This is a genomic window from Paenibacillus sp. FSL R10-2796, assembly GCF_037965315.1.
GTDB classification, from domain to species: domain Bacteria; phylum Bacillota; class Bacilli; order Paenibacillales; family Paenibacillaceae; genus Paenibacillus_AQ; species Paenibacillus_AQ odorifer.
Window position 1 is genome coordinate 2,413,503 of sequence record NZ_CP150178.1, and the last position, 18,703, is coordinate 2,432,205.

Below are 18,703 nucleotides of genomic sequence, written 5' to 3' on the forward strand. Positions count from 1 at the left end.
TATAGAACAGGGGGGCTTATGAATGTTGATCTACAATATTGAGGATTTTGGAGCGCTTAAGAATAGTAAAAAGTTAGCGACTGAAGCGATAACGCGTGCGATTGAAGCGGCAAATAAAGCCGGTGGAGGAACCGTTTATGTACCGGCTGGGACGTTCTTAACCGGTGCAATTCATATGAAAAGCAATATCGAATTGAATTTAAATCCTGGTGCCATTCTTTCATTCAGTACGAACCCGGAGGATTACCCTGCAGTGGAATGCAGATGGGAAGGGGTGAAGCAGCAGGTTCATTCACCTTGTATTTATGGAAGAGAGTTAGTTAATGTATCGATCACTGGCAGCGGAATGATTAACGGAAATGGTGAACTCTGGTGGGATAAGTTTCGGAACCGCCGGGAAGAGCTTCAGTATCCCCGGCCGACTCTAATCGGCTGGGACAGCTGTCAGCGGGTAACCCTTAAAGATATCGCGCTGGTCAATTCTCCAAGCTGGACCGTTAATCCGATAGGCTGTTACAATGTGACTATTGATAATATTTCCATTCTGAACCCGGCGGACTCTCCGAATACAGATGGCATTAATCCAGAGTCTTGCACCAATGTGCGAATTAGCAATTGCAATATTGATGTCGGTGATGACTGCATTGCGATCAAGGCAGGAACTGAGGACACCAAAGAACGAGTTCCTTGTGAGAATATCACGATCACCAACTGCACTATGGTACATGGACACGGGGGTGTCGTACTCGGTAGTGAAATGAGTGGAGATATTCGTAATGTCACGATTAGTAATTGTGTGTTTAAACAAACCGATCGTGGAATCCGGATGAAATCAAGACGGGGACGCGGGGGAACGATTGAAGATATTCGGATCAGCAATATTGTAATGGAGGATGTTATTTGTCCGTTTACTCTAAATCTATATTATTTCTGTGGACCACGCGGGAAAGAAAAATATGTGTGGGATAAAAATCCTTATCCGATTACAGAGGAAACGCCGTGTTTTAGACGCATTCATTTTGCCAATATTACCGCACGTAATGTTCATGCCGCAGCGGGTTTCTTATACGGGCTTGCCGAGCAGTATGTATCCGAGATTACGTTTACCAATGTGGACATCTCCATGGCGAAGAATGCAATTCCCGGCCATCCAGACATGATGACAGGGATCGAAAACATGAATAATCGCGGATTTTTCCTCGGGAATGCAAGAGATATTCAATTTCATCAGGTGACGATTGAGAACCATGAAGGGCCTGCTTTTTACATTGAAAATGGAGAAGCTGTAGAGATCATAAATTGTCGATCAAAAAACACGAAGAAGCCGGAAAAATTAGTAGAACAAGCTACAGTGTCACCTGAAGAACAGAATGTCAGTCCATAAGAGAGAGTCATCAATTTATTGAGAGGAAAAGAATCCACTATGCTTGTTGTAGGAAAAGAATCCTTTTGCGCTTATCACACGATTCAAGAGGCGATAGATTCACTAGAGCAGGGGCCATCCGGTCAAGCGGATACGCTTTATATTTTGTCAGGGGTCTATAAAGAGGCAGTGCGGCTTTATCGTTCTAATCTTACGATCATAGGGATTGGCTACGTGGAGATTGTTATGAATCGTTACGCGAAAGAGCGTGATGAAGCGGGCGAAGAAATCAATACATTCTCTACACCAACGTTATTTCTGGGCGGGAGCCATCTGGTCTTGGAAAATCTGGTGATTACCAATAATGCAGGGCAGGGTGAAAATATCGGGCAGGCGGTAGCCGTGTATGCTAATTGTGATCAAACCGTATTTAGAAATTGCACCTTAAAAGGGCATCAGGATACGTTATTCACGGGACCTTTGCCACCTGCACCCAAAGAGCGATCTACGTTTGGAGGTATACCACTGAGAGAACACCATGCCCAATATCGGCAGTTGTATCAGCATTGCTATATAGAGGGAACAGTGGACTTTATATTTGGTGGGGCTACAGCATATTTTGACAGATGTGAAATTCGCAGCTTGTGTCATAGTGAGAATCAAGCAGGTTATATTACGGCTGCCTCCACACCTGAGGGACAATCGTATGGTTATATTTTTAAAAATTGCTTTTTAACAGCAGCTCCTGATATTGCTCCGGTGTTTCTGGGCCGTCCATGGCGTGAGTATGCTAAAACCGTATTTGTAGATTGCCAGTTGGGTGCACATATTCATCCACTTGGCTGGGATAACTGGGACAACACCGCTAATGAACAAACCGTTAGTTATCAGGAATATGGCGTGAAGGATGCAATTCTCTTGAGTAAGCAACGTGTGTCTTGGGCAGATTGCTTTGAAGATGGAGACGAGACGCTGGATAAAGAGTTTATTTTTGCTGGAACGGATTTTTGGAAATAGATACTTTAATTAATGCGTACACAAGTAAAAAACGGTAGTCTAGACAGAAGCATAAAGTCTTAGACTGCCGTTTTATTTAAATGTTGTATCACTTTATTTTTAATATGATCTTTCCTTTAGCTCTGCCCGATTCGGAATACTCCATCGCTTTCTGCGCCTCTACAAAAGGAAACACTTGATCAATAACAGGTTTTATTTGTCCGGATTCAATAAGCTCTGAAATGATTTCTAATTGACTGCCACTTGGTTTCATGAACAGAAAGCTGTATTTGACCTTGTGTTTTGCCTCTAATTTGCTCAGCTTCCGGGTAATCAAGCGAAAAATATTAGTTTTTATGAACCCAGCTCCATACTCTTTTCCGAAGCGTGCATTAGGCAACCCTGAAACCGATACAATTTGTCCTCCTTGTTTGACTGTTTTAAAAGCTTTTTCTAATGTTTCACCGCCAATGGTATCGAATACTCCATCATAATTTTGTAAAATCTTATCAAATGCTTCGGTTTTATAATTGATAATTTGATCGGCTCCAAGTGACTTGACCAATTCTGCTCCAGCATCGCTTGTAGTAGTAGCCACGTATATCCCCATCGCTTTGGCAAGTTGGATAGCAAAGGTGCCAACACCGCCCGCTCCCGCTTGAATCAATACCTTTTGTCCTGCCGTTAGCTGTAATATATCATGTAATGCTTGATAAGAAGTAAGCCCGACTAATGGGATGGATGCAGCTTCCTCAAAGGAAAGATTGTGAGGTTTGAGCGCTATATCCTCTTCATGTACGGAGATATATTCTGCGAAGGTTCCGATTCTATCTTTTCTGGGCCGTCCGTAAATCTCATCACCTATCTTGAATTTTTTAACATTCTTTCCTACTTGGATGACAATCCCTGAAAAATCATTTCCTAAAACTAGGGGCATGTTGTATTTCAACAGCGTACGTACTTTGCCATCCCGCACTTTGAAATCGATAGGATTAATACTTGCTGCGTGGATCTCTGCCAATACATCGTAATCACCCACTGCGGGTGTTGGGATGTCGGCTAGTTGAAGAGGAGAATTCCCGTATTTTTTTATGATCATTGCTTTCATCCTAAAAACTCCAATCCATTAATTATTCATTTTTGCTGATCCAGAAAAATAACTCATCTCAACAGGGGAGATGTTTTTTGATTTCGATTTGTCCTCGCTTTTATCTGAGCAGTCTCGGCGATATTTCCCTTGTTCCAGCTTCATATCAATAAAATCGACAACCTGCTGCAGCGACGAGATTTGGCTGACGATGTTTTCTCGATGGTTCCTTAAATGCTCCACCAGTTCAGGATAATCTGCGGGATCAGCGTCAGCGGAGACCGCCAAAAATGGCTGCATTTCCTGCAAGGGCATGCCTGTTTTTTTGAGGCAGGATAGCAGCAGGATTGTATCTATATCTTCCTGCCGGTAAACGCGATGCCCGTTGTCCTTCCGGTCCGCCCGGGGAAGCAGCGCGATCTTTTCGTAATAGCGGATCGTATCCTCGGATATTCCGGTTTGCACGGCGGTTTCTTTTATCGTAAACGTTTGCTCTGCCTTCATACTGTACCTCCAGGAGATTGCTTTGTGTGTGCATTATACAACTTGGAGCTGACTCCAAGTCAAGACCTTATCTCTGGGACAAAATCTTTTTATTACGCCTTGACTTGGAGTCGACTCCAATTAATAAAATGTGCGTTATAAGAAGAAGATATCCCGAATTCAGGAGGAGATTTACAATGAGTACACAGCAACGTGAAAATATCGCATTGATTACAGGCGCTAACGCCGGGATTGGATTGGAATTAACTCGAAAATTGCTAGCGGAGGATTGGCAGGTGGTTGCTTTGAACCGTTCCGGTTTTCCAGCCGATGATGTGAACATCCAAAAATCCATCAAAAACGGCTGGCTTCGTATTTATAAAACAACCGATCTCGCGGATTTTGCCAGCTTGAGAGGGACACTGGAAGAGATCAAAGGCAAGGAGCAGCGGATCGATATTTTGTTCAACAATGCCGGCGGGAGCTTCCCTGAACTGAGCTATTCGACACAGGGGCGCGAAAAGCACTATGAGTTGATGACCGTTGTGCCGTATATTATTTTAATGGAATTGAAGGATATCCTACAAAAAGGACGCTTAAAAACGGTGATCAACACCTCATCCTCAGCGCTTAAGTTTACGAAAGAGTTTACGATTGAAATCCTGGAGCGTCCCACCACCTTCCGCAAGCTGCTTGGTCCTTACGCCACCTCAAAGCTGGCATTATCGTTATGGACACAGGCCGCTGCGCCGCAGCTTGCTAACGAGGGCATCATGATTCGCAGTGTTGATCCGGGTAGCAATAACACGCTGCGAAAAGGAAAAAATTCTGGACTGCCTCTAATAGTTAAACCGTTGATGAAGCTGTTTTTCTCTCCGCCTACCCACGGCGCCGACCAATTGTATGAGGGTGCTCTGGGAGAACACCGTGGGGAGACGGGGGTGTTTCTTTGGAAAGGCCAGGTTGCGGATTTGAAATTTAAGGATCAAGCCCGGAATGTTTTGGAAAGGATTAGTGATATTTACGAAAATGAGTATCTTCGTTATTAATCAGATCTTTAGTTGTCTCTAATTATTTTTTGTAATTCCTCCAAACGTATGAGATAATAGAGTTTTTCCGTTGATTCTATTTTTCATGGCATGGTAGAGATGCCTGATCAAATATTGGAGGTAGGCTTGTTGGCGAAACAGTATCCTTTTGAATATGATCGGACCAAACCTTTTATGGAGCAAGTAGGGGAATGGGTCGGAGATGTATTCTATGAAATTCTTCCTGAGGCTGGATTTGAAGTACGTGATGAACAGATATATATGGCCTTTCAGGTAGAGCGGGCTTTTGCCGAGAAAAAGACGATTTTTGCTGAAGCAGGGGTCGGAACAGGCAAGACATTAGTGTATTTGTTGTATAGCATTTGTTATGCGCGTTATATGGGCAAACCTGCGATTATTGCATGTGCGGACGAGTCCTTGATTGAGCAGCTTGTGAAACCGGAAGGCGATATCGCCAAGCTTGCGAAGCATCTGAACATGAATATTGATGCCAGACTAGCGAAATCTCCGGATAAATATATGTGTCTGAAAAAGCTGGATCAGGCTCGGAACCATGATGATGAAAGCTTACCACTGGAGAGCTTGTACAGTACATTACCTGATTTTGTACATTCACATGCACCGATGCAGCAATTCCATGCTTATGGAGACCGCAGAGATTACCCTGATCTGAATGACGAACAATGGAACAAGATTAACTGGGATACGTTTCAGGACTGCTTTACTTGCGATATGCGTCACCGCTGCGGGCAGACCTTGTCCCGTGATCATTACCGGAAATCAAGTGATCTGATCATTTGTTCCCACGATTATTACATGGAGCATATTTGGACCTATGAAGCGCGTAAGCGGGAAGGGCAAATCCCTTTGCTTCCGGATCACTGTGCGGTTGTATTCGATGAAGGACATTTATTAGAATCAGCGGCCATGAAGGCGCTTGGCTATAAGATGAAGCATGTCGTCTTTGAAGAATTGATTTCTCGCCTGCTACAGAATGAAATCCGTGAAACGCTGGCGGTTCTGATTGATGAAGCGATCATGCAAAGTGAGCAAATGTTCAAAGCGATTCGCCGTCAATGCCGAAACATACCGGGATCAGATCGGAAAAGCATTGCGCTGAATGCTTCATTGATTCGTGAGGTACACCGGATGCGGAGTGTAATTGCTGCTATCGAAGAAGAATTAGTATTCGAGAGCGGACTCTACACGATTGATGAATACCAACTGCGAATTGTGGAGGAACGTTTGGAGACCATAGAGATCGCTTTGCGATTGTTTGAGGATTCGGGAGCTCTAATCTGCTGGGCGACAGAAGAAAGTGATGGTCTAACGCTGTCGGTCATGCCACGAAATGTCAAAGAGGTACTTCAAGACAGCCTGTTCACGCAAAAAATGCCAATCGTATTCTCATCGGCTACATTGTCTGTGGATAAATCATTCCAATACTTGAAGGACAGTCTTGGGATACAAGATTTTTTATCCTTCTCTGTAGACTCACCTTATGACTATGAGCACCAGATGAATGTCTATGTGCCAGAGCTTCAGAGTGGGGATTTTGCTGAGAAAATGGAAATTTCCCTGAAGCTTATTCAGCGGACTGAAGGTAGAGCACTGCTACTGTTCCGTACTCGTGAAGAGCTTCTGCAGTTCAAGCAGCTTAACTCGTTAAGACCGGAAAGCAGTTCATATTCATTTTTATATGAAGGGGATCAAGAAATCAGCTATTTAATTTCGGCGTTCCAACGGGATGAGCATAGCGTGTTATGTGCGGTCACCTTATGGGAAGGGCTGGACATTCCTGGACCTTCATTATCTAATGTGATCATATGGTCGCTGCCGTATCCTCCGCTTGATCCAGTGTTTATGGCAAAACGGGCGGAAACCTCCACTCCCTTTGAAGATGTGGATTTGCCTTACATGCTGTTAAGACTCAAACAAGGGATGGGGCGGCTGATTCGAACCGGTACAGATCAAGGAATTGTAACTGTACTTGCGGAAGAGGAAGGGCAACATCCGGTACACGAATATATAACTTCTGTACTTCCAAAAGGGACTCGACTACAGAAGCTGGAAGCTTAAATATCACTAACGATTATAATTGCTCCTTTGGTGAGGCAGATGCTACGGCATTTATGTTTCACTCGAAGGAGCTTTTTTGTCTAAAATTAAGCATAAGTATTCCTAATCTTACGGATAGGATATTGGTATTTAACTTCCGGGCGGTGTCGTATTATTGTTGAGTCATGGGATGTATTTATACAGCATCATCTAGAGATTCATCAAGGAGTGTATACGACATGGGTCAATCAGAAGGTTTGTATCAACCAGATCACAACAAAAAGGTTGGGTTTGCATTAGGGATAGGGCTAACCTTAGTTATCGCATTATTGGCGAAATTTTTAGCGGGTTTTCCATTCCTATCTATTATGGGGCAATTGGTCATTGCCATCTTAATCGGGATTATTTGGCGAGCTACGATAGGAGTGCCAAATAGCATCACACATGGCACCGATTTTTCCAGTAAAAAACTGCTTCGTCTTGGGATTATCTTGCTCGGTATGCGGCTTAATCTAAAGGATATCGTTGCGGCAGGACCCCGGGTATTTCTTTTGGCAGTCATCGTCATTATATTTGCGATCTCCGTTGTATACGGACTGGCTCGACTGTTCAAAGTAGATAAGCGCCTCAGTATCTTAACTGCCTGCGGAACTGCGATTTGCGGTGCGGCAGCGGTGGTTGCCATCGCTCCACAGATAAAAGCCAAAGATGACGAAACTGCTATTGGTGCAGCTATAGTAGCTATATTAGGCACAATATTTACACTGCTGTACACATTTTTATATCCTTTTCTCGGCTTATCAGATTTAGGTTATGGGGTATTCTCAGGAGCGACTTTACATGAAATTGCTCACGTTATCGCGGCTGCGGATGCTGGTGGAAATGCTGCCGTTGATATGGCGGTCATCGTTAAATTAACCCGGGTGGCTTTACTTGTGCCGGTGGCTATTTTAATTGGGATTTGGTCCAATCGTGAAGAAAGAAAAGTGCAAGGTGGAGCGGCAAAAGCTTCGTGGAAAAGCATTCCAATCCCTTGGTTTATTCTAGGATTTCTAGTTGTCAGTGGTGTGAATTCGTTAGGAATCGTCTCCGCATCAGTAGCCAATGGGATCGTTACGATTGCTTATATGTTAATCGCTATGGCGATGGCAGGGCTTGGATTAAACGTTGATTTGGCGGCATTTAGACGGCTTGGAATGAAGTCTTTTGCAGCGGGACTTATAGGTTCGGTCATGTTATCTTTAGTTGGATTTATGTTAGTTCACTTACTTGCGCTAGCGTAGTTAGCATGTACACCCTGAGTATGAAATGAGTTACTTCATATCCAAACAGCATCCTTCTCTTTATCATTTAGTGTGGTAGGATATGCATGAAATGAATGGAGGGACTTCAAGTGAAGTATTGCATAGGTGAATTTGCTTCCATTCTCGGGGTAACTGCGGATACGCTGAGATTATACGAGAAACATGATATTGTTAGGCCTACAAAAGATAACAGCAATAATTATAGATATTTTAATGATTTAGATGCAAGGGATCTGTTAATGAGCAGATGGTATCGCAGTATGGAAATTCCATTGCCCGAAGTGGCACTTCTGATGAAGGATTCCTCTATTGAGCAAGTTATGGGATTGATGCAGCAGTCTCAGCAGAGTTTAGAAGAAGAGATTAAGCAAAAGACGATGCTGCTAAACAAGATGAATGAAATTCATAAAGAGCTTAAGGAAATAGAGTCCTCATTATATATATGTAAACTTAAACAACTGCCAGGCATGTACAGGCTTAAGCAAACGGATAAAAATGCATTATTAAAAAATGATATCGTAAAAAGCCTCGTCAACACTTGGATGGATAGGCTTCCTTATGCGTTTTATTCTTTTAAGATTGAGGACGCGGGGGTGTTATCCGGTGATAATAACTTTGACTATAGCTGGGGGCTTACCTTACCCGAGGAGGAAGTGCAGAAATTTGCAATGGATATCGATGAATATGTAGAGTACATTAGCCCGAGTACCTGTATCTCTGCTATCATGTTATCTACGGATGGACATTATATCACGAAGAAATCTTTGCAGTTTATGATAGATTACATCGAAGCAAATGGTTATACCATAGCGGGTGATGTGGTGGGTAAATTAATGCTTACTGAAAAAATAGAAGGCAATAACCGCTCATATTTGGAAGTGAATATTCCAATTGTATAAGTTTATTTTTATAAACACCTGCTCTAAGAGCGGGTGTTTTTTCTTTTTGGACAAGAATTGGACATTGACCTTGGTGCTGCACCAATGTTTATACTTCGGTATATAGCTTGGCAACGTTCGGTAGATATGTATAGATATGAATGTGAAAAATATCACGTTCTTGGCGAGCTATAAGATATTAGATACTGGGGGAGAAGAGAATGCGCAACAGAAATTTCACCAAGAAAATGCTCATGTTAACTTTTTGTATGGTGCTGATCGTTTCCATGCTGAGCGGATGCAAAGGAAATGGGGAGTCGGCAAATTCGTCATCATCATCTTTTAAAGCCGGTACATTCGCAGGGGAAGCGGAAGGCAAAGAGGGCGTGATTAAAGTAGAAGTCACTATGGATGAGCCAGATAAAATTAAAGATATTAAGATCGTAAGCCAGTCAGAAACGGGTGGTCTAGGCGATAATGCACTTGAAAAAATAAAAGATCAAATTCTGGAAGGACAAACCTTGGCAGTAGATGCTGTTAGTGGTGCGAGTCTTTCCAGTGAAGCAATGCTCGCGGCAGTTGAAGATGCCGTAACCAAAGGTGGAGGAAATCTGGAAGTCCTTAAAGCCGGTGGCGTGCAAAAAGCAGGTGAAGGTAAAACGGAAAAGCTTGAATCAGACGTAGTGGTAGTAGGCGCCGGTGCATCTGGTGTGTCCGCAGCGGTAACCGCTGCTGATAAAGGTGCCAAGGTTATTATTATCGAAAAAACAGGAGTTATCGGGGGAGCAAGTAATCTATCCTGGGCCGGTAAGTTCTATAATTCTTCCGCAGCTACTGACAATAATCTTAAAGTAAATGTGGAAAAAGAAATTGCCGATTGGATTGTCAACAATCACTGGAGAGTTGACGCTGCAGCGATTAGACAATACGTAACGAAATCCGGCGAAACTTATGATTGGTTAGCAGAAAAAGGGTATAAAACCAGCTTCCTAAACTTCTTCGGAGAGCAGCTGCATGTGCTGCCAGCTTATGAAACCCGGGAAGAGACCCTTCGGAAAATGTTGGCTGAATCGGTTGAACAAAAGGGTGGACAAGTGATCACCGAAACCACTGCCAAAAAGCTGATTACCAATGAAGCAGGAGAAGTTACAGGTATTGTGGCTGAGAAATCGGACGGGACTACTCTTGAAATCACAGCAAAAAGTGTCGTAATGGCAACAGGCGGTTATGCCGCAAATTCGGAAATGGTTAAAGAAGCTTTTGGTTTTGAAGGGGTTAACGGAGGACTAGGTCAGAATGTTGGGGAAGGTCTGAAAATGGCTTGGGAAGCAGGAGCCAAGGTTCCTGATAACTTCGGTGGACAAATGCTGCACCAAACATTAGCCAGAGCAACACAAGGACTAAAAGCACAATATGAGCCTTTTGAAGCAAGTTATCCGCTGATGTTGACGTATCTGCCTAACTTCATGAATGTCGGTTCTTCCGGAGCACGTTTCAGAGATGAAGCAGCTACATTAACATCGGTCGCAGCAGCTAATACGAGTGCATTTAATGGTGCTTACCATATGGTTATCGTATCAAAATCTCAATTGGCTGCTCTTCAGTCCAAGGGGATGAAAGGTGTTAACGCACCAAGCCTGCCAGGAATGCCACCAGAATTTTATGCCGAATTTGCAGATCAATTCACGTTAGAGAATCCATGGGTAAATGCAGAAAAGGTGTTTGATTCTATGGTAGAAAACGGAGATGGCTACAAAGGAAATACAATCGAAGAATTAGCAACAAATGCAGGTATGGATGTAGATGTGTTTGTAGAAAATTACAATAGTTATAAAGAAGCTACAAAAACTGGTGTGGATACTGAATTTGGTAAAGCTGCTGATTATTTAGAGCCAATGGGCGAAGAAGGACCGTATTATGCCATCGTCGCTGAAATCAACAACTTGGGTTCTGTAGGTGGCTTGCTGGTAAACACTAAGTTCCAAGTGCTAAATGATAAACGTACACCAGTAAAAGGATTGTTTGCTGTAGGGCTTGAATCGGAAGGCGTATTATTCAATGATACCTATGTGGGCAATGGGGTCGGAATTGGTTATTCCTTTACCTCAGGTCGTCTAGGTGGAGAGAGCGCGGCAAACAGTGCTTTGAAAGCTAATTAACGACAATTTCCCGGAAAATAATTCAATCTTTTTAAAGCCGCAGAGTAGACAACTCTGCGGCTTTTTTTTGCTGGAGATTAGAGCCAATCTTCTTTTAGCAAAGATTTAAGAAGCTCTACATTTGTTACTCCCAGCTTGGCAGCGATCTGCTGCTCTAATTCAATTTTGGTGATCATCATTCTGTTATTGCATTCTATACCCTTTGGAGTGAGGACAATATTTTTGTCACGCTGATTTCCTTCGACTTCAACGGCTTCAACATAACCACGGGATAACATGCCTTGAATGCTTTTATGCGTGCCCTGTCTTGAAATATGAATTATTCTACTGATTTCTGAGATCGATAACATTTCTCGGGCCTCAAGAACTGCAAGAATGTGGGATTCGGTCTTATTGATTTGATCCGGGTCTTTGTCTGTCACTATTTTACGTAAAGCTAGATGCTTCTCACTGAGTAAATCAATCAGGTTCATTTTTTGCAGCTGCTTATTCATTAGAACACTCCTAAATGATGGCTCGTTTATCCCAGTATAAGTCATTTGCGATTATTGTCAACTTGGTTGACTTGATTTGAGGATTTGTGTTATTGTAATCCAAGTTGACAATATAGAGATAAAAGGAGCTTGAAGATGGGAAGAAACAAAAAAGAGGCATTTTTATTTACGTTCATCATGTGTTTTTTGATGGTGCTGGGGATGAGTATTTACAATGTAGCACTAATGGAGGGTTGGTCAGGCACGATAGTTAAGGATGTGATTGTCGGCTACTTGCCTGCATTTATAGTTGCACTCATTCTAGATGTGTTTGTTGTAGGCAAGGTTGCGAAGGGGATCGCGCATAAGCTGGTTAAAGAAAATGATCCGATGATCAAAAAAATCATGTTCATATCCTTTTTTATGGTGACCGGAATGGTATTGTTCATGTCCTTCTATGGCGCAGTTCTCCATGTTGGATTTTCTGCTGAACTACCAAGAGCTTATCTGTCTGCCATAGGTAAAAATTTTATTTTTGCACTTCCACTGCAAATCATTTTAGTTGGGCCGCTTACACGATTTATTTTTGTGAAAATTACTCCAGCTGTGTCTGCGTAGGAAATAAATCAATAGAAGCAATGTACAACAAAACGCTCTCCGTCTGCCCGAATAAGCAGAAGTGAGCGTTTTGTTTTTTTAAAGATTAGAGACGTTTATCTATGGCTCGCTCGTTTACGCAAGCGCGTGAACTCTCTTTTTTACAGGTTCGAGTAGATTTAGGGCATACTCATTTCCGCTACCTTTGGGACTATCGTTACGGATATGCTCCTCCAGACATAATCTGGAATTGTGATCCGCTTGATAATCAGGATGAGTATCCAGATACCCCATTAGGGCTTGCCATGAGCCGTAGATATCATCAGTGCTTTCTGTCAAAGCATAGAGGCCGCCGTCGAGCCGCATTTCCTTTAGATGAGCTGGTATCTTCACATTTTCCGGAATTGAGGCACAGAATCCATATCCGTAAGGTTTATTCTCACCACTTGGATGCGGGTTCGTATTGCCGCCAAACAGCCGTGCTGTGCCTAATAGTTGACTAGCGTCCAGCCAATCATTAACTGGAATCATAGCTTCATCTTCTGGAGAGGTACTAACCGCAACATTGTAGGCAAATCTCATAGCTGGGAGAGTAATGAATCTTACATGAATAGGGGTAGAGTGATTAATAGTTGGCATAGATATAACCTCCTCAGTTTTAGTCATACCATCCGATGGACTGCATGACTTTTCGTTTAGTTCAGATAATAATTGATTTGTAATGGGTTCCTCGAGATGGGCGGATATCCACTGTAAAAAGAGATGGATTTCACCTTCTCTATTTGTTAGTTCTGTTTTTTGATTGTGAATAGAAGCCGCTTGCTGGCTGAGCGCTTCGTACATGGACTGAACGGACATATTTTTAAGCACGGTTCCAATATCCTTGATGCTAATATCCAGCTTTCTTAATAATGAGGTAACCCGAATGGCGAGTATTGCTTTCTCATCATAAATCCGCCAGCCAGAGCTGCTGTCCCGCTTACTTTCAAACAATCCTTGTGCTTCCCAGTGACGCAGAGTCCGACTCGTCAGTCCGAATTGCGCAGAAAGCTTATCAATGGTAACAAATCCGCTCATAGACAACTCCCATTTCATAGTTTGATAAGGCGCCTTATGTGGATTATTTTAGCATTTAACGTTACGTCAATTGCAAGGAGAATTAATGATTGGGTATTCGACATAATTTACATTTCTCATACAAAACATTGTCCAGTATTTAACGTCCAGCTTCTACAATCAAGATATTGGTAGAATGTACCTATTGCAATATGAAGCTTTATACGGAGGATGATATTGTTGAAAGCTAGGTCTATGCATCTAACTATGAAATGGAAGTTGATTTTGAGTTTTTCCGCCGTTGTTCTTTTCTTTTTGGGAGTAGCGTTTTATCAAAACCATAAAATCAGCCAAGTGGAGATTTCTATGGAAACGCAAAAAGCTGAGATGGAAAAACGAATTACCGTGTCTATAATTATGCAGCTGCTGCAGGAAATGAATGCGGTAGAATCTTCGTTAGCGGGTTCGAGTGATTTGGAATTCGTCCAACCTTTTAAGGACAAGCAAACAAAGCTGACTAAAGAGTTGGCGACGGTGAATTTTGCGGCAGATTCGCCGGCATTTAAAGAGTTAGAACAATTACATAGTCAGATTGGGGAATATACGGGATATTTTGACGAATTGGTAAAGACCATAGAAGACGAGCAGCTTGATCCCATGAGTGTGCTGGAACAAATCGATGAATTACATACGAAAGCTACAGCGTTGAGTGAAGTCATGCTAGTGACTAATGAACAATTGTATACGGCAGCAGCAGAGAATGCAGAAAAAGCACAGGATTATTCTTTTGATCTGCTTAATCTGACCACCTCTATAGTTGCTTACGCAGCTGTGCTAGTGTTTATTTTCACATTAGTGATTGCGGTTATGCTCATACGTTCCTTCCTCAATCCTATTCATAAACTGCAAGTGGCTCTGCGAAAAATTGCCGAAGGAGATTTGCGTCAGCAGATTAATTCACCTTACAACGATGAGTTGGGCAGTTTGAGTCATCATTTTGATCATATGGTGGAGCGGGTCCGGGAAATGCTTCAGCATACCCAGTCAGTAGCCTCTTCGCTGGCAACTTATTCGCATTCTTTTCAAGAATCTTCATCTATAACGGCGCATACGAATCAAGATATCGTAAGCACTATACAGGAAATCTCGGTAGGCGCAGAACAGCAGGCAGGACAATCTGAGCAGAGCGCTGGCCTGATACAGGAGCTGGAACGTGAAGTGAATGAGATCACGGAGTATACCGAGGTTATGCTGGCTACCAGTCAAACGGCTAATCACAATACTCGTAAAGGATCTGAATCCGTCATCGCCCTCCGGGAGGTGTCTGAGCATTCGCGAGAATCTGTTAATAAAGTATATCTGGCTTTAACCAAACTGAGTGATCAATCAAAGGACATCTCGCGCATCACTAAATCCATAACAGATATTTCTAATCAGACCAATATCCTCTCACTTAACGCAGCAATTGAAGCAGCCCGGGCAGGTGCCTACGGAAAAGGGTTCGCTGTCATCGCTGATGAAGTAAGACAATTATCTGTGCAGACCAAAGAGTCCTCCGTACATATCAGTCAGATTATTAGCGAGCTGCAATCCGGGATGGATGAATTCCAGCAATATATGCTGGTGACCAAAGGAAATCTTGAGGAACAGGATCATAAAGTGGCCGAAACGTTGTCCTCTTTTGAAGCGATTGATCAATCTATTGTGGAGATTAGTAAACAGATTGGGCAAATTCACGACAAAGTGGATATGACTCAGACTATGAACCGTAGACTCGCAGAGTCTGTGCATGCCGTCGCGGCCATCGCCGAGGAAACTGCGGCCGGGGTGCAAGAGGTGAACGCCTCCAGCGTACAGCAGGATCATGCTATCCGTGATATAGCCCGTCAAGCCATTGAGATTAACGAAATTTCGCAGAATTTATTCAAAGAAATCAACATTTTTAAGATTAATTCGGATGGGGACGATGGGGTCAGCGATGAAGGTGGTAGGGATACAAAGCATGCTGGCAATCCAGAAGCTGGGGACACATTAGGAGACGCATTAGGAGACGCATTAGGAGATGATACATTAGGTGCTGGTGATCCTCCAGATGATGGCGGTACTCCAAATGATGGTGGTACACCAAATGCAGACGGTTCTAAAGAGGGGTCTTATCTGACAATCTCTGCTTAGCTCAGCGGGAATTAGCATTAGTAGCGTAAGGTGGAGTAGAGAGTAGAGAAAAGAGTAGGGAGTAGGGAGTAGGGAGTAGGGAGTAGGGAGTAGGGAGTAGGGAGTAGGGAGTAGGGAGTAGGGAGTAGAGAGTAGTGAGTAGGGAGTAGTGAGCAGAGAGTAGTGAGTAGGGAGTAGTGAGTAGGGTCTAGAGATTAGAGTTTATAGAATAGAGTTTAGAGATGAGAGGCTAAAGTTTAGCGCTTAGTGAGGTTCTACCTGCCGTTTTGATTTTAAGTGTATTTTATACAACTAAAAAAGTTTGTATTTAGCTTGATTAGGGTTTAGTTGTATTTAGTGCAGTTATTTCGAGGAGAAATGACGATAACGGTGGTTTAGTGGGGATATAATTGCATGAAATACAACTAAAACCAGATGGGAGTACACATACCTGAAAATAGTTGTATAGAGTGCAATTAAATCAACGTATAATTGTGTTTGGTTACATGAAGAAGCTGGCTCATTCGTGGGAGTTGTCCACGAAAAGCCAGCTTTTTATCGTAGTAACATAGTTAGTAATTAGTCCTCGTACGTTTGATTTAGGGTGCTAACTAACTCTGGGAGCCAGTCGCTTAGAGTGAGAAACTTGTATCCCTCCGATTGAGCTTTAGCTGTATCCATAAACCAGGATTGTGTGATCCCGAATGGAGAATTATGCGCATCCGCTGTTTCGCTTTGAATGACGGCTTGTTTTCCGGTCTCTTTTTCAATCAGCGAGATAAGGTCTTTAATACTAACCTTACCGTCTGAGCAAGCGTTGAGAGGACCCGTCACCGTCGAGTTGCCGAGCCAATACAGAAAATCAGCAGCTTCGTCCGAACGGATAAAACAGATATTTGCATCTGGGATCGGAATCCCGATGGGCAGTTCGTTACGTACATGTTCAATATGAAAATGGAGTCTTCGTGTATAATCGTCAGTTCCCAGAACAATAGGAAAGCGGACAGCGGCTACCGGGAACGTAGCTTGTTGGATAAGGACAGCTTCCGCAAGTCTTTTCCCCTCCTGATAGGTGAAATCCTTTCGTCCTCCATAACGAATTGGGTACGTTTCAGGATCGAATATCTCTTCCGTCAGCGCTTGCTCACTGAAATCATAGACAGATAAACTTGAAGTCAGTATGTAACGCGTGGTTTTGCCGTCAAAAATACGGCGCGCCTGATCCGCTTCATCAGGTGAAAAACAAATATCATCGTAAACTACATCCCAACTCGTATCACCTAATGCTTGAGCGAAGGCCTCCGGTTGAGACCGATCTACCTGTATCCGGTGAACGAGATCGCCAAAAGGATCGCTTGTTTCCCCGCGCGTTAGTATGGTGACTTCGTTCTTAGAATCCTCAAGCAGACGCTCGACCAAACGTTTTCCAAAAAAGCGTGTGCCGCCTAAAATAAGAATCTTCCTCATCAACCTCACTCCTTGATTGCTATTAATGGTTATTAAAACGACTGTTTATTGGTTTATATAAAGCTTCTGACTCATTGTAGATAAGCAGCGGGATCAGCCAGATCAGCAGCAATGTATTGAGTTTTGAGTGATACAAATTGGACTAAAGGGAAAGAGTTAGTTTGATTGTACCTCGTGCAATAGAATTCGTATTAGAGTGGAGAAAATTTGATCCTATTGCACTCTATACAATCAATGGATGAGCAAGTGGCATTAAACTAACTTTTCACTAGAATCTATTGCAGAGAGTGCAGTAGATTCAATTTTTGCTGCCAGGACGGCGGATTCTGTTGCACAATATGCAACGTTTGTAGCTAGTTACCACAAACCGCCCAAACGCTAATTACACATTAAGCGCACTACTCGCAAATATATCTACTCTTTTTTAACGTAACGAGACACTTAGCTGCCCGAGATCCAGCTTAACGAAAAACTACGCCACCATACACATTCCTGGCGTGGTATAGTTCCAGCTGTTTGAACTGAATCCACCAGCTTGGAAGGTCTGGAAGCCTTGCAAGCTTTGGCTCGATACCGCCATTACAGGTTCCTGGCTTTCGTCCGCAAATACAAGCTCGATCAGCTCGTCAATTTCCCCATGTTCATACGCGGCTGCAAGGCGGCTCAAGACGATCTGCATGGCTGTGTCCTGTGGTAAGGAAGGACCATCGGCCTGAAGCAGCTCTTGTCTTACGAGAGGGAGGGCTTGCCGGGCTCGGTGCAGAGCGGCTTTTATTGCCCCTTCTGTGGTATCGAGAATGTCGGCAGCTTCCATTGCAGAGTGTCCCAATACATCTCGAAGCAGGAACACCGCCTGTTGCAGCGGAGACAAATGACCCTGTAGTGCTTGAAAAGCAGCTTCAATCTCAAATGAACCATACTCCGCAGAGGCCTCAGTGGGGGACTGATCCAGCTCCAACACTCGTGACAAGGTGGCTTTTCGCCGCATGATATCAATCCATGTGTTTCGGGCAATCCGAAAAAGCAATGCCTCAGGATTTGGGTGATTTGTAGAACGGGTATGATGAGTAGAATTTGTAGGAATCGTAGAATGCATTGCAGATTTTGCAGACGGTGCAGTCTTAGATGGCGTTACAGCCTTTGCAGCCGTTGCAGCCGTAGAAACCATATAGTTCATTTGATTAGTTTGATTAGTTTCAAGTTTTTCATTAGCTCCATTAGCTCCATTAGCTTCATTAGCTTTATCATTTTCAATGGTTTCTTTATTTTGTTTAACTTCACTCATTGGAGTGTTCCCATTATTTGCGCTCGTTGGGTTTGATGGCTTCATATAACCAAGGGCCTTGACCCATGTATCCTGAGCTAAATCATCGGCATCCCACGGGGATTGTGTCAATGCAAGACAATATCGCTTCAGAGCTTTCTGCAAAGACCTGGTGTTACTTTCATCCGGCGCATCTCCGGTGCTAAGCTTCTCAAGGATGATCACTCTGCATAACTCCTTTTCCAGTAAGGTGATTTCGATTACTTCTAATAATAAACGAATGAGCAGGAAATTAAGATACGCAATTTTAAAAAA

15 protein-coding genes are annotated in these 18,703 nt (G+C 43.1%); 9 read left to right on the forward strand and 6 right to left on the reverse strand.

The window, feature by feature from the left end:
* The first annotated feature begins 22 nt into the window (after window positions 1-22).
* Together NST58_RS10700 and NST58_RS10705 are read left to right on the forward strand one after the other, a co-directional pair.
* The gene (locus NST58_RS10700; protein WP_339247690.1) at window positions 23-1,384 is read left to right on the forward strand and encodes a glycoside hydrolase family 28 protein; all 1,362 of its coding nucleotides are present in this window, start codon (window positions 23-25) and stop codon (window positions 1,382-1,384) included.
* 39 nt (window positions 1,385-1,423) lie between these two features.
* Entirely contained in the window at window positions 1,424-2,380 is a 957-nt protein-coding gene (locus NST58_RS10705) for a pectinesterase family protein (RefSeq protein ID WP_339247692.1), read from the forward strand.
* Between the two features lie 88 nt (window positions 2,381-2,468).
* Here NST58_RS10705 and NST58_RS10710 read toward each other — a convergent pair whose 3' ends face one another.
* Window positions 2,469-3,467: an NADP-dependent oxidoreductase gene (locus NST58_RS10710; protein ID WP_076124987.1), complete on the reverse strand. Its 999-nt coding sequence runs from the start codon at window positions 3,465-3,467 to the stop codon at window positions 2,469-2,471.
* Window positions 3,468-3,485: 18 nt separating this feature from the next.
* Window positions 3,486-3,950, reverse strand: a complete 465-nt coding sequence (locus NST58_RS10715) for a MerR family transcriptional regulator (protein ID WP_076124989.1) — start codon at window positions 3,948-3,950, stop codon at window positions 3,486-3,488.
* A 176-nt stretch (window positions 3,951-4,126) separates the two neighbouring features.
* Between NST58_RS10715 and NST58_RS10720 the strand changes: the two genes are divergently transcribed.
* The 5 genes from NST58_RS10720 to NST58_RS10740 all read left to right on the forward strand — a co-directional run bounded on the left by NST58_RS10720 (window position 4,127) and on the right by NST58_RS10740 (window position 11,377).
* Entirely contained in the window at window positions 4,127-4,978 is an 852-nt protein-coding gene (locus NST58_RS10720; RefSeq protein WP_076124990.1) for an SDR family NAD(P)-dependent oxidoreductase, read from the forward strand.
* Window positions 4,979-5,077: 99 nt separating this feature from the next.
* Window positions 5,078-7,057 (forward strand): ATP-dependent DNA helicase, encoded by a 1,980-nt coding sequence (locus NST58_RS10725; protein ID WP_076184363.1) that lies wholly within the window; start codon window positions 5,078-5,080, stop codon window positions 7,055-7,057.
* A 218-nt stretch (window positions 7,058-7,275) separates the two neighbouring features.
* Window positions 7,276-8,319, forward strand: a complete 1,044-nt coding sequence (locus NST58_RS10730; protein ID WP_076184311.1) for a YeiH family protein — start codon at window positions 7,276-7,278, stop codon at window positions 8,317-8,319.
* 110 nt (window positions 8,320-8,429) lie between these two features.
* Window positions 8,430-9,239: a MerR family transcriptional regulator gene (locus NST58_RS10735; RefSeq protein ID WP_076124994.1), complete on the forward strand. Its 810-nt coding sequence runs from the start codon at window positions 8,430-8,432 to the stop codon at window positions 9,237-9,239.
* Between the two features lie 200 nt (window positions 9,240-9,439).
* Entirely contained in the window at window positions 9,440-11,377 is a 1,938-nt protein-coding gene (locus NST58_RS10740; protein WP_076191245.1) for an FAD-dependent oxidoreductase, read from the forward strand.
* A gap of 77 nt (window positions 11,378-11,454) precedes the next feature.
* Here NST58_RS10740 and NST58_RS10745 read toward each other — a convergent pair whose 3' ends face one another.
* Window positions 11,455-11,871 carry a helix-turn-helix domain-containing protein gene (locus NST58_RS10745; RefSeq protein ID WP_038569750.1) on the reverse strand — a complete coding sequence of 139 codons (417 nt, stop codon included), beginning with the start codon at window positions 11,869-11,871 and terminating at the stop codon, window positions 11,455-11,457.
* A gap of 135 nt (window positions 11,872-12,006) precedes the next feature.
* On the opposite strand from NST58_RS10745, the gene NST58_RS10750 reads away from it, so the two are divergent.
* On the forward strand, window positions 12,007-12,468 hold the full coding sequence (locus NST58_RS10750; protein ID WP_076191248.1) for a DUF2798 domain-containing protein: 462 nt from the start codon (window positions 12,007-12,009) through the stop codon (window positions 12,466-12,468).
* A gap of 114 nt (window positions 12,469-12,582) precedes the next feature.
* On the opposite strand, the gene NST58_RS10755 is transcribed toward NST58_RS10750, so the two are convergent.
* Complete coding sequence (locus NST58_RS10755; RefSeq protein ID WP_076191251.1) at window positions 12,583-13,524, reverse strand: MerR family transcriptional regulator; 942 nt, start codon at window positions 13,522-13,524, stop codon at window positions 12,583-12,585.
* 345 nt (window positions 13,525-13,869) lie between these two features.
* Between NST58_RS10755 and NST58_RS10760 the strand changes: the two genes are divergently transcribed.
* Window positions 13,870-15,678 carry a methyl-accepting chemotaxis protein gene (locus NST58_RS10760; RefSeq protein WP_179086276.1) on the forward strand — a complete coding sequence of 603 codons (1,809 nt, stop codon included), beginning with the start codon at window positions 13,870-13,872 and terminating at the stop codon, window positions 15,676-15,678.
* Between the two features lie 558 nt (window positions 15,679-16,236).
* Here the strand turns inward: NST58_RS10760 and NST58_RS10765 are convergent.
* The gene (locus tag NST58_RS10765) at window positions 16,237-17,124 is read right to left on the reverse strand and encodes an NAD-dependent epimerase/dehydratase family protein (protein WP_076191254.1); all 888 of its coding nucleotides are present in this window, start codon (window positions 17,122-17,124) and stop codon (window positions 16,237-16,239) included.
* A 472-nt stretch (window positions 17,125-17,596) separates the two neighbouring features.
* A complete protein-coding gene (locus NST58_RS10770; protein ID WP_339247697.1) occupies window positions 17,597-18,613 on the reverse strand; it encodes an RNA polymerase sigma factor in 1,017 nt (338 codons plus the stop codon).
* Between the last annotated feature and the right edge of the window lie 90 nt (window positions 18,614-18,703).